Origin of the sequence: Leucobacter sp. cx-42 (assembly GCF_014529985.1) — a bacterium.
Classification (GTDB): Bacteria; Actinomycetota; Actinomycetes; order Actinomycetales; family Microbacteriaceae; genus Leucobacter.
In genome coordinates this window covers 138,966-151,147 of the sequence record NZ_JACVMU010000001.1, presented here as the reverse complement: position 1 = coordinate 151,147, position 12,182 = coordinate 138,966, and the positions used below count along the sequence as shown (strand labels likewise).

The following is a 12,182-nucleotide window of genomic DNA, read 5'->3' as shown; positions in this document are numbered from 1 at the left end:
ACTACCGAGGGATCAGACGCCCTCAACAATTTTGATGGGTTCAGTGATCGGCTCATAGCGGTCAATGCTCTGGCCAAGCTTGCGGAGCAGCGCAGCGAGCCGCTCGCGCTCACCGCGTGACACGCCGCCAAGCATTTGTTCCTCAGCATTGGTGAGACGGGTCATCGCCGCGTCCACGAGCGTGAGTCCGTCGACCGTCATCTCAACGAGAACACCACGGCCGTCGTTGGGATCGGTGAGGCGGCGAACGAGCCCGCGCTCTGCCATCCGGTCAATTCGGTTGGTCATGGTGCCGCTTGACACCATGGTCGCGCGAACGAGCAGCTTCGGACTTTGGCGGAACGGCGCGCCGCTGCGCCGCAACACCGAGAGTACGTCGAACTCCCACGAGCTCAGGCCTGAGCGCTCGAATGCCTGCGCGCGAGCACGATCAAGGTGCTTCGCGACGCGAGAAAGGCGAGAAAACACCGCAAGTGGACCGAAATCGAGATCTGGGCGAGCGTCCGTCCAGGCGGAGATGATCCCTGAAACTTCGTCCTGTGCGTGCATGATCTCTATTATCGTCCCAACACGTCCCACGCGCATGTGCGTTTTCTGGCAGACTGTAACGCGTGCATTTCGCACGGTCCGCCTTAGTGTAATGGCAGCACGACAGCCTTTGGAGCTGTGAGGTTCAGGTTCGAATCCTGGAGGCGGAGCAACCAGGGGTAAACTGGTGGGTGCAGTTTGGTGTCCGGTGGGTGCTAAGCGGCTGCAAAACACGTTGAACGGCATTCCGGTTAGGGAAGGACCAATCAGTATGGCAGAGCACTCGCTCGCGGTCATTATTCTTGCAGCGGGTCAGGGCACCCGCATGAAGTCGACGCTTCCGAAGGTGCTGCACCCGATTGGCGGTCGCTCACTGATCGCGCACGTGCTCGACACCGCGGCTGGCCTTGCGCCAGAGCAGGTCATCGCTGTCGTGCGCCACGAACGTGAGCGCGTCGCGGGAGCGATTCTGGAGCACGCAGATGCAACGGTGATCGTTGACCAGGACGAGATTCCCGGCACCGGCCGCGCCGTTGAACAGGCGCTCGCGGCACTTCCCGCAGCATTCGACGGCACCGTTGTTGTGCTTTCGGGCGATGTGCCCCTGATCGACGTGGCAACGCTCGAGTCGCTCGTCGCTGGCCACCGTGCAGAGGGCCGCGAGATGACGATCCTCTCGGCGATCTTCGCGAACCCGACCGGCCTTGGCCGTATTCTCCGCGACGAGACCGGCGCAATGACCGGCATCGTTGAAGAGAAGGACGCAACCGACGCGCAGCGCAAGATCACCGAGATCAACGGTGGCATCTACGTGTTTGCGCGTCGTTCACTTGAGGCAGCCCTCGCGCAGATCGACACGAACAACGCGCAGGCTGAGAAGTACCTCACCGACGCGGCGAGCCGCATCCTTGCTGGTGGCGGTCGTGTTGATGCGGTTTCCACGCACGATCACTGGCTGATCGCCGGTGTGAATGATCGTGTGCAGCTGTCGGCCGTTGGTCGCGAGCTCAACGCTCGCACTGTTGAGGCCCACCAGCGCGCGGGCGTCACCATTCAGGATCCGACGACCACCTGGATCGATGCAGACGTGTCTATCGCGCCTGACGTCGTTGTGCGTCCGAACACCCACTTGCAGGGCGCAACAACCATCGCCACTGGTGCGCAGATTGGCCCCGACACCACGCTCGTCGATTGCGAGGTTGGCGAGGGGGCAAAGATTCGCCGCAGCGAGGCAACGCTCGCTGTGATCGGCGCTGGCGCAGAGGTTGGCCCCTTCAGCTTTATTCGCCCCGGCACTGAGCTTGGGTCGAAGGGAAAGATCGGCGCGTTCGTAGAAGTGAAGAACTCGCAGATTGGTGATGGCAGCAAGGTGCCGCACCTGAGCTACATCGGCGATACCGAGATCGGTACCGGCAGCAATGTTGGTGCCGGCACGATCGTCGCAAACTATGACGGAGTCAACAAGCATCGCACGGTCATCGGTGACGCAGTGCGTATCGGCTCTAAGAACGTGCTTATTGCACCGGTGACGGTCGAGGACGGCGTGTATACGGCGGCCGGTACAGTAGTACGTAAGGGAGTGCCTGCTGGCTCTCTCGCGATGAGTGTCTCCCCTCAGCGAAACATCGTTGGTTGGGTAGCCGAAAATAGGTCAGGTACCGCTTCCGCAGAAGCGGCGGAGCGAGCAGAACATGCGAAGGGCAGCGTAGAGTAACTCACATGAGCAAAATCGAGATGGCGGGTCAGAAGAAGCTCGTCTTGATTACGGGACGGGCATACCCCGAGCTCGCGGAGCAGGTTGCCGCAGAGCTGGGAGCCGAGCTTGTTCCCACTGACGCACGTACCTTCGCCAATGGCGAGCTGTACGCACGTTTCGATGAGAGTGTCCGCGGCGCTGACGCGTTTGTGATTCAGTCCCACACGAACCCCATCAATGAGTGGCTGATGGAGCAGCTCATTATGGTTGATGCCCTGAAGCGTGCTTCGGCAAAGCGCATCACCGTGGTGGCACCGTTCTACCCGTACTCGCGCCAGGACAAGAAGGGCCGTGGCCGCGAGCCGATTTCGGCACGTCTCGTTGCTGACCTCTTCAAGGCTGCAGGCGCGGACCGCATCATGTCGGTCGATCTTCACGCTTCGCAGATCCAGGGCTTCTTCGACGGTCCTGTCGATCACCTCTTTGCAATGCCCGTGCTGCTCGAGCACTTCAAGAAGACCATCGACCGCGATGACCTGTGCGTTGTTTCGCCCGATATGGGTCGTGTTCGTGTTGCTGACGTGTGGAGCGACAAGCTCGATGCGCCGCTCGCGATCATCCACAAGCGCCGTGATCCGCTCGTTCCGAACCAGGTCACCGTCCACGACATCGTTGGCGATGTGAAGGACAAGTGGTGCGTGGTTGTTGACGACATGATCGACACCGGTGGGACGATTGCCAAGGCTGCTGGCGCGCTGAAGGCGAATGGCGCTCGTGGCGTCACCATCGCTTGCACGCACGCAATCTTCTCGGGCAAGGCTACTGAGTACCTCTCGCAGGACTTCATCGACCAGGTTGTTGTCACCGACACCCTCCCGGTTCCCGAAGAGAAGCGCTTCGAGAAGCTCACCGTGCTTCCCATTGCTCCGTTGCTCGCTAAGGCGATTCACGAGGTCTTCGAGGATGGCTCAGTGACGTCGATGTTCGAGGGCGCTGCGTAAGGTTTCCTGAATGGCACAGACCCGGCACACCACATGGTGTGCCGGGTCTGTGTCATTTTCTGGGGCGAAATTATCGTGGCGTCGGAAGCGGTGCGTGCGCGGATCCGTTGCGCAGCATAGTTTTTTGATGTCAAAACATCTATCGGGCGAAAGTGTTTCGGTATCGAGACATTCCCGAGTGAAAATAATAGTTGCTTTTGGCAACTATCGGAGTAATCTTATGACTATGGAAACCGAATCGCGCGACCAATCAGTTCGAGAACTTCTCGAAGCTGTTGTTGCTCTCGTGCGACAGTGGACATCAGATAACACCCAGCTTGCATATGCGCGCGAGCTGGGTTTTGACGTTTCAGCGAATGATGTGCGGGCGCTGTACTCAATGGGTCTCGCTGGGGGAGAGTTGCGCCCTGCTGAGTGCGCAACGTACCTCGGTCTCACGCGACCTACCACGAGCAAGCTGCTCGCGCGGCTCGAATCGGCGGGCCTCGTGGCGCGCACCCGCTCATCTCAGGATGGCCGCTCAATCGTCGTTTCACTGACTGAAGCTGGCGCGGCAATGTATGCCGCATTGGTTGAAGCTGGTGTCGAACACGTCGCGCGTGCGACCGAAGATATGACTTCCGCAGAGATCACACGGGTCACTGCGGCTGCAAGCAACCTCGTGCAGAGGTTGCGCGAATAACCCAGGGAGCCACGTGGCTGCCTGGCGGCCCCGGCCGGGGGCAAGGAAGAACGTTCGCCACAAGCAAGCGTTATTTACTAAGGAGAAAATCATGGCTCGTACATATGTTGTGACCGGTTCGGCTTCGGGTATCGGTGCGGCTACTGCAAAGACTCTTCGCGATCGCGGTGACCGCGTGATTGGTATCGACCTCCGTGATGTTGAGGTAGAGGCTGATCTCTCAACCGCAGCAGGCCGCAAGGATGCAGCTACCCGTGCAATGGAGCTCGCAGATGGCGCCATCGACGGTGTCATTGCGTGTGCCGGCATCTCGGCTCCCATCGCAAAGACCGTTTCGATCAACTACTTCGGCGTGACTGAGCTGCTCGAACACCTCGTTCCCGCACTCAAGAAGTCAGACGCTCCCCGCGCAGCTGTTGTCTCGTCGATGGCGTCGCTCCAGGCAAACTCGGCTGAGCTTGTCGAGGCCCAGCTTGCCGGTGACGAGGCACAGGCGCTTGAGATTGCTGAGACTTATGTCGCACAGGGTCCCGAGGCTGGCTACACCACCTACCCTTCTTCGAAGCGAGCACTCGCTCGTTGGGTACGCCGTGAGTCGATCACCCCGACCTGGGCTGGCAATGGCATCGCGCTGAACGCGGTTGCTCCCGGCACCGTGATCACCCCGATGACCGAGAAGCTTCTCGCGACGCCCGAGGGTCGCGCGATGGTTGACGCAAACGTTCCGATGCCCCTGAATTACCACCAGCCTGCGCAGTCGATCGTTGACGTTCTCGTGTGGCTCACCAACGTTGAGAACACGCACATGGCTGGCCAGGTGATCTACTGCGATGGTGGCGCTGATGCATCGCTCCGCGGTGATGACATCTGGTCGTGGAACGACTAAGTTTCAAAGTCGTGTAAGATTGGTTGCTGTACTTCGGCGAGGGGCGTTCGCGCCCGTTATCGACGCGGTCACGGACCCTTCTGGGCCTGCTGCGTGTACACCACCGGCGGGTTACCGTCAGAGACACTGGGCGTTGCGCCCAAAAGGAAGGAAGTCCCATGACTGAGACGAACAAGCTTGTTGCAGAGCTCCGCGAGAAGTTCGGTAAGGGTGCTGCTCGTCAGCTCCGTGCTGCAAAGCGTACCCCCGTTGTCGTTTACGGCCACGGCACCGATCCCGTTCACGCTTCGGTTGAGACCCACCCGCTGAGCCTCATCATCCGCCAGGCGAACTCGATCATCGAGCTCGACGTGAACGGCAAGTCGACTCTCGTTCTCGTAAAGGACGTCCAGAAGGACGCAGTTACGCAGATCATCGAGCACGTTGACCTCCTCATCGTCAAGAAGGGCGAGACCGTCGACGTAGAGGTTCCCCTCCACATGGTTGGCGAGCCCTTCTCGGGCAACAGCGCTCTCCAGGACCTCAACACCATCCGCCTGAGCGTTCCCGCAACCGCTATCCCTGACGCAGTTCAGGTCAGCGTTGAGGGCCTCGAGGGTGGCGCACAGGTTCTCGCAGGCGATGTTGAGCTCCCCAAGGGCGCAACCCTCCTCGACCCCGCAGACCAGCTCGTTGCTCACGTCTCCGCTCCCCGCGGTGGCGCAGCAGCTGACGAAGAGGCTGCAGAGTAATTTCACACACCTCGGTGTGTGAGTGAACCCGTTGAGTGGGCGCAAGCCCACTCAACGGGTTCTTCTCGTATCTGAACAGACTCGATAGAGACGACGCAATATGTGGTGGAGACGCCGGAAAGTGACTGCAGACGTGGCGACAGACAACTGGCTGGTCGTAGGGCTCGGTAATCCGGGCGCGAAGTACGAGGCAACGCGACACAACGTGGGGCAGATGGCCCTCGATGTGCTCGCGAACCGTATGGGCGCAAAATTCTCTCCACACAAAACCAATTCTCGCGTGGCAGAGGGGCGACTCGTGCCGGGCGGGCCGAAGCTCATTCTTGCGAAGTCGAACGGGTACATGAACACTTCTGGCGGCCCGGTTTCGGCGCTCGCGAAGTACTTCGACATTGCGCCAGATCGACTGATCGTGCTGCACGATGAGCTCGACATTCCCTTCGATACCATCAAGCTCAAGACCGGTGGCGGTCACGGTGGCCACAATGGCCTGCGCGACATCGCGAAGGCGCTCGGTACTCCCGAGTTCACTCGCGTGCGTATTGGCATCGGTCGCCCGCCGGGACAGCAGGACGTCGCCGACTTCGTCCTTAAGCCCTTCGGCTCGTCTGAGAAGTCCTCGCTTGCGGTGCTCATTGAAGACGCGGCAGACGCCACCGAGCGCGTCATTACCGACGGCCTGCTTGCTGCACAGCAGCGGTACCACGGCGCAACCGGGGGAGCGAAGTGAGTCTCGCAGGGATTGAACGCTTCCTCGAAGTATCGCCTTCGTTTGTGCGCGCGCTTGCGGAGCACTCGACCGACGCCGAGTTTTCTGCGCTGGAGGGATTGCGGGCGCCGTTGCTCGCCGGACTCCTGCGTAAGCGCCGCGCTGCTGGCGACACCGGAGCCCTGCTGGTACTTGCCGCGACGAGCCGCGAGGCCGACTCGCTGCGGAGCGCACTGGCATCGCTCGTTCCCGAGGCGATCACTGCCGAGTTCCCCGCATGGGAAACCCTCCCGCACGAGCGACTGAGCCCGTCGGCTGAGACGGTTGGCAAGCGTTCGGAGGCCTTGCGCGTTCTGCAGTCAGCGGGCGCGGATCAGCCAGTCATTCTCGTCGCTTCAGTGCGCGCGGCGCTGCAGCCGATCTCGCCCCACCTGAGTAACGCACTGCCGATCGAGCTTCGCGCTGGCCAGGATTCCGTCGGTCTGGACATCATCGCTGCAGAACTCGTGCAGTACGCGTACACGCGCGTCGACATGGTCACCCGTCGAGGTGAGTTCGCCGTGCGCGGCGGCATCCTTGACGTCTTCCCGCCGACGGCTGAGCACGCGGTCCGCGTTGATTTCTTCGGCGATGAGGTTGATCAGATTCACCGCTTCGCAGTTTCGGATCAGCGTAGTGCAGGCGATCCGCTGCCCGGCATTGATCTGTGGCCGGCACGTGAGCTCCTGCTCACCGATGAGGTGCGCGTGCGCGCAGCTGAGCTGCTGCCGAAGTTCCCTGCCCTCTCGACACTGCTCGAGAAGATGGCGCAGGGCATTGCGGTTGAGGGCATGGAGAGCCTGCTCCCGAACCTCGTTCCCGGACTTATTCCGCTGACAGAGCTGCTGCCATCAGGCGGCGCAGTGGTGGTCGCGGCGCCGGAGCGCGTCGCGTTGCGCGCCGTGAGTCTTGCTGAGACGAACCGCGAGTTCCTTGAGGCAGCGTGGCACGCTGCAACGGCGGGCGGCGAAGCCCCGGTCGACACTGATAACTCTGGTCTACTCACCATGCAGCAGCTCCGTGCTGCATCAATCGGTCGCCCCTGGTGGACGATCTCGACCTTCATGCAAGACGAGGCAGAAGACCTCGGCGGTGCCGTCGAGAGTGATGCTGCGATTGCTGTGCACGGCGCGCTGATTCCGCGCCCGGCTCCTGGCGTCGAGCCGACCGCTGCCATGATGCAGCGTTTGAGCGAACGCCTGAGCGAAGGCTGGGGCGCGGTTGTTGCCGCGCAGGGCATTGGTCTGGTCGAGCGCGCACGTGACCTGTTGAGCGAGGCCGGTGCGGCGGCGCGGATCGTCGAGACCTTGCCAGAGGTGCTCGAGGCTGGCGTAGTCCACCTCGTGACCGGCACCGCGTGGCAGGGCTTTGAAAGCCCCGAAGCGAAGCTGCTGTTCGCAACCGAGGCAGAATTCTTCGGCCGTGCCGCCGCCACCGCCGCGGTGAACAGCCAGAAGCTGCCGCGTCGCCGTGCGAAGAACGTCGTGGACCCACTGAAGCTCGTCGCTGGCGACTTTGTCGTGCACGAGACGCACGGCATCGGCCAGTTCGTCGAACTGACGCAGCGCATGGTGCCGAGCGGCGTTGGCCGCGATGCAACGAAGGCACTGCGCGAGTACCTGGTGCTCGAATACGCGTCGTCGAAGCGTGGCATGCCGAAGGACAAGCTGTACGTCCCGACCGATCAGCTCGATCAGCTCTCGCGCTACGTCGGTGGTGAGGCACCCGCGCTCTCGAAGATGGGCGGCAGCGACTGGTCGAACGCAAAGAAGAAGGCACGCAAGGCTGTCCGCGATATCGCGGTTGAACTCGTGAAGCTCTACTCCGCGCGCATGGCAGCCCCCGGCTTCGCGTTCTCGCCTGACACTCCGTGGCAGCGCGAGCTGGAAGAAGCATTCCCCTACGCGGAGACCCTCGACCAGCTCACCACCATCGACGAGGTGAAGCGCGACATGGAGCGGTCAATCCCCATGGATCGTCTCCTCGCGGGTGACGTTGGGTTTGGTAAGACTGAGGTCGCGATCCGCGCCGCATTTAAGGCAGTGCAGGACGGTAAGCAGGTCGCAATGCTCGTCCCCACGACGCTGCTTGCGAATCAGCACTTCGAGACGTTCCAGGACCGCTTCGCCGGTTTCCCCGTGCAGTTGCGTGCGCTCAGCCGTTTCCAGACCGATGCTGAGGCGAAGGAAACCCTTGAGGGGCTCGCCGCCGGCACGGTCGACGTCGTGGTTGGTACGCATCGTCTGCTCTCGGACAAGGTCATCTACAAGGACCTTGGTTTGCTCATCATTGATGAGGAACAGCGCTTCGGTGTCGAGCACAAAGACGCGATGAAGAAGCTGAAGACGAATGTCGATATTCTCGCGATGAGTGCGACGCCGATTCCGCGAACGCTGGAGATGGCGGTGACCGGTATCCGTGAAATGTCGACGCTCGCGACTCCGCCGGAGGACCGCCATCCGATCCTCACGTTCGTTGGCCCCCGGAGCGACAAGCAGATTACCGCTGCGATTCGCCGCGAGCTGCTGCGCGAGGGCCAAGTATTTTTCGTACACAATCGCGTCTCATCGATTGGCCGCACGGCAGCGAAGATCCAGGAGCTCGTGCCGGAGGCGCGCGTCGCGATCGCGCACGGCAAGCTGTCCGAGCACCAGCTGGAGCAGGTCGTGCAGGACTTCTGGGAGCGCAAGTTTGACGTCCTGGTTTCGACGACCATCGTCGAGACCGGCCTCGATATCGCCAACGCGAACACGATCATCATCGATCAGGCAGACAAGTACGGCCTGAGTCAGCTGCACCAGTTGCGCGGCCGCGTTGGCCGTAGCCGCGAGCGTGCCTATGCCTACTTCCTGTTCGATCCCGACAAGCCGCTTACCGAGCACGCGCACGAGCGACTCGAAACGCTCGCGACGAACAACGAGCTCGGCTCGGGTATGCAGGTCGCGCTCAAGGACCTCGAGCTGCGCGGTGCCGGTAACTTGCTCGGCGGCGAACAGTCGGGTCACATCGCCGGTGTTGGCTTCGACCTCTACCTGCGTATGATCGGCGAGGCCGTGAACACGTTCAAGGGAGAAGACGTCACCGGGCCGACCGAGCTCGTGCTCGAGTTGCCTGTCGACGCGCACATTCCCGAGGACTATATCGAGAGCGAGCGCTTGCGCCTTGAGGCGTACCAGAAGTTCTCTGCGGCATCGCATCCGCAGGCTCCAGAGGAACACGTGAGCGTCGTCATGGACGAGCTCATCGACCGGTACGGCAAGCCGCCGGTTGAGGTCGAGCGCCTCGCTGCGGTCTCGAGTCTGCGGCGCCGGGCCGCACGACTCGGTCTCTCGAAGGTCATTGCCGCCGGTACGACCCTGCGCATCGAGCCCGTCGAGCTGCCCGGCTCGCGCCAGATGCGCATGCGTCGCATGTACCCCGATGGCAAGTACACCGAATCGACCAAGCTGCTCCAGATCCCGCTGCCCGGGGCAACCGCGTCTGCGCGGAGCCCGCTTGCGGGTGTCGGCCAGCGCAAGTTTGGCGACGAGCACGACATCGCTGCGTGGACGGGTCGCGTCTTTGCGACGCTGCTTGAGGCGGATCCGCCCCCTGCCGACGCGCCCGCCAAGTAAGGCGCGAGCGCCGCACGCCGGGAACGCAGGAGGCCCGGGACTGACGTGAATCAGTCCCGGGCCTCCTGCGTGTGCGCCGAAAAATTAGCCTGCGTTGCAGAGCTTCGCGAGCTGATCTGCGGCCGTCTGCAGCTTCGTGGAGTGATCGTTGACCTTCTCCGAGAGCGCGAGGCTCTGCTCCTGCGCCTTGGCTGCCTTGTCCTGGAGCTCCTGGACTGCTGCCGCGTCGGTCATGTCGAGGTTGCTCGTGTCACCAAGACCAGCGAGGATCGAGAAGTCGAACTCGCCAAAGAGGTCGGTGACGGCGCCGAACTCGGTCACGAAGTCGTCGAGGGGAGCCTTGACCTCTGCGTTGGTGATCTTGCTCTGCGCATCCTTGAGCGATGCAAGCATGGGATCGAACGCGGCCTTGATGTCGACGTCCTTGCCTGCGACAGCGTCGGTCATGAACGACTGCGACTCGGTCGCGAGGTCAGCCGATGCGTCGGTCAGTGTGACCTCGGCGATCTTGCACGCCTCGGCGACGCTCTGGCCGCCTGCACACGAGACGAGTCCGAGCGAGAGACCTACTGCTGCGACCGCGAGGGTGGTGCGACGAATCGAAAAAGTCATGAAATCAGTTCCCTTCAGCGCACGGCAGATAAGTTATGGAGCCGTACGTATTCAGCTTAGGGGGCTGGCAGATTCCAGCGACGGGACGCAAAAATATGGTTTCTTGTCTTTAGCGGAGAGATACAGTCTTTGTATGGTGACTCACTCAGAAACTCCTGCAAACGCAACAAATGTAGTTGATGCATTGCTTGCTGCATACGAGACGGTGCGGACCATGGTGGACACGGGCGGCTGCGCCTGGCACGCGGATCAGACCCACGCATCGCTCACCCCGTTCCTCATCGAGGAGACCGCCGAGTTTATCGACGCGATCGAGCGCGACCTGCCCGCGGCAGAAGTCGCCTCGGAACTCGGTGACGTGCTCTATCAAGTGCTGTTCCACTCTGTCCTCGCTGAGCGTGACGGCGAGGGCTATGACCTCGCCACGGTTGCTGCCGGCCTCAATGCGAAGCTCATCGCGCGTCACCCGCACGTCTTCGCAGATCGCGGCTACATGTCCGTCGACGAACTCAACGCTGAGTGGGAGCGCCTGAAAGAGGACGCCGCCGGTGAAGCGCGTGGCAGTCGGGGAGCGCTCGAGGGCATCCCCGCAGGCATGCCGACCCTCGCCCGCAGTGCCAAGGTCATCGAACGCCTCAAGCGTGCGGGCGCGTTGGACGCCGGCGGATCCGCGCCCAGCGAGCGCAGCGAGGCCGAGATCGGTGCAGACCTGCTCGCCCTCGTGCGTGAGGCGAACCGGGCAGGCGTCGATCCGGACCGAGCCCTGCGCATTGCGACAAACTCGTTCGCGACCGAGCGCCTCGCCGCAGCGGGGGAGAGTGTTACAGAATAAGCCCGAGCCTGCGGGCCTCAGCAACTGCGGCATGCCGGGTCGACGCGTCAAGCTTGCCCATCGCCGTATTGAGATAGCTCTTGACCGTGCTCTCAGCGAGATCGAGCGCGAGCCCAATCTCGGCGTTGGTGTGGCCGAGGGCGGCATGCGCGACGACATCGGTCTCGCGGCGGGAGAGGTGGATCGGTGCCTCACCAATCTCAGGTGGTCGACCGATCGCGGTCAACTGCGCCTCAATCGCGGCAAGCCGCGCCCGCAAGAGCGGATCCGTGACGTCTGAAGACAGTCCGCGCAGATCAGCGTGTACACGACGAAGGTCTTCCTGGACACGGCCGGGAAGTGCGAGCTGCCCAACGTCGCCTTCGCGTATCTCGCCGAGCCGCACCAAGACTCGATCTTGCACGCGGATCTCGGTAGCGAGCTCAGCGGCAACCGACGCAGCCGCCTGTACGAACGATGACGAAGGTGGTGCTTCGCCGCGGGTGCCGCCGTACAGCACCGCCCGTGCGGTCTCGCCAAGGACGACCGGCATCGCAAACAGCGTGACAATACCCTCGCCGAGAATCTGCGGGTCGTAGTCGTGCGTGATGTTGCGGGCAGCGGCGTAGTTCACCGCAAAGCGTGGACGCAACTCGCTCATTGCCCGACCGCCAAGGCCGCGCTGCAGCTGCACGCGCATGCCCTGAATGTCAGGGGTCCGGTTGCCGGTCACCGCGGTGACGGTCGTGCCACCGTCGTGTTCGTACCCACCAAAGGCGATCGGAAAGCGCGTAGCGTCAGCGAACGCCGCCACGGCGTCTTCGAGCGTGCGCTGTGCGGCGGGATCAGTGAGTCGCGTCATCGGAACTCCCA

At 62.3% G+C, this 12,182-nt stretch carries 11 protein-coding genes and 1 tRNA gene; 9 read left to right on the top strand and 3 right to left on the bottom strand.

Features of this window, described 5'->3' with window-relative positions:
• Positions 1-12: 12 nt before the first annotated feature.
• Entirely contained in the window at positions 13-549 is a 537-nt protein-coding gene (locus ICM05_RS00645; protein WP_188022632.1) for a MarR family winged helix-turn-helix transcriptional regulator, read from the bottom strand.
• Between the two features lie 77 nt (positions 550-626).
• On the opposite strand from ICM05_RS00645, the gene ICM05_RS00640 reads away from it, so the two are divergent.
• The 8 genes from ICM05_RS00640 to mfd all read left to right on the top strand — a co-directional run bounded on the left by ICM05_RS00640 (position 627) and on the right by mfd (position 9,886).
• A tRNA-Gln gene (locus ICM05_RS00640) sits at positions 627-698 on the top strand.
• 101 nt (positions 699-799) lie between these two features.
• Entirely contained in the window at positions 800-2,242 is a 1,443-nt protein-coding gene (glmU, locus tag ICM05_RS00635) for a bifunctional UDP-N-acetylglucosamine diphosphorylase/glucosamine-1-phosphate N-acetyltransferase GlmU (RefSeq protein WP_188022631.1), read from the top strand.
• Positions 2,243-2,247: 5 nt separating this feature from the next.
• Complete coding sequence (locus ICM05_RS00630) at positions 2,248-3,225, top strand: ribose-phosphate diphosphokinase (protein ID WP_188022630.1); 978 nt, start codon at positions 2,248-2,250, stop codon at positions 3,223-3,225.
• Positions 3,226-3,451: 226 nt separating this feature from the next.
• Complete coding sequence (locus ICM05_RS00625; RefSeq protein ID WP_188022629.1) at positions 3,452-3,907, top strand: MarR family winged helix-turn-helix transcriptional regulator; 456 nt, start codon at positions 3,452-3,454, stop codon at positions 3,905-3,907.
• Positions 3,908-3,998: 91 nt separating this feature from the next.
• The gene (locus ICM05_RS00620) at positions 3,999-4,793 is read left to right on the top strand and encodes an SDR family NAD(P)-dependent oxidoreductase (protein ID WP_188022628.1); all 795 of its coding nucleotides are present in this window, start codon (positions 3,999-4,001) and stop codon (positions 4,791-4,793) included.
• A 158-nt stretch (positions 4,794-4,951) separates the two neighbouring features.
• Positions 4,952-5,524 carry a 50S ribosomal protein L25/general stress protein Ctc gene (locus ICM05_RS00615; RefSeq protein WP_188022627.1) on the top strand — a complete coding sequence of 191 codons (573 nt, stop codon included), beginning with the start codon at positions 4,952-4,954 and terminating at the stop codon, positions 5,522-5,524.
• 100 nt (positions 5,525-5,624) lie between these two features.
• Complete coding sequence (pth, locus tag ICM05_RS00610; RefSeq protein ID WP_188022626.1) at positions 5,625-6,254, top strand: aminoacyl-tRNA hydrolase; 630 nt, start codon at positions 5,625-5,627, stop codon at positions 6,252-6,254.
• A complete protein-coding gene (mfd, locus tag ICM05_RS00605; protein WP_188022625.1) occupies positions 6,251-9,886 on the top strand; it encodes a transcription-repair coupling factor in 3,636 nt (1,211 codons plus the stop codon). The genes pth and mfd overlap by 4 nt, the downstream gene beginning before the upstream one ends.
• Before the next feature lie 84 nt (positions 9,887-9,970).
• Here the strand turns inward: mfd and ICM05_RS00600 are convergent, their stop codons facing one another.
• Positions 9,971-10,498 carry a hypothetical protein gene (locus ICM05_RS00600; protein WP_188022624.1) on the bottom strand — a complete coding sequence of 176 codons (528 nt, stop codon included), beginning with the start codon at positions 10,496-10,498 and terminating at the stop codon, positions 9,971-9,973.
• Between the two features lie 133 nt (positions 10,499-10,631).
• Here ICM05_RS00600 and ICM05_RS00595 point away from each other — a divergent pair, with 133 nt between their 5' ends.
• Positions 10,632-11,330, top strand: coding sequence for a MazG nucleotide pyrophosphohydrolase domain-containing protein (locus ICM05_RS00595; protein ID WP_188022623.1), 699 nt, complete (start codon positions 10,632-10,634; stop codon positions 11,328-11,330).
• On the opposite strand, the gene ICM05_RS00590 is transcribed toward ICM05_RS00595, so the two are convergent.
• On the bottom strand, positions 11,320-12,171 hold the full coding sequence (locus ICM05_RS00590; protein ID WP_188022622.1) for a LuxR C-terminal-related transcriptional regulator: 852 nt from the start codon (positions 12,169-12,171) through the stop codon (positions 11,320-11,322). The two genes, ICM05_RS00595 and ICM05_RS00590, sit on opposite strands and share 11 nt — an antisense overlap.
• Between the last annotated feature and the right edge of the window lie 11 nt (positions 12,172-12,182).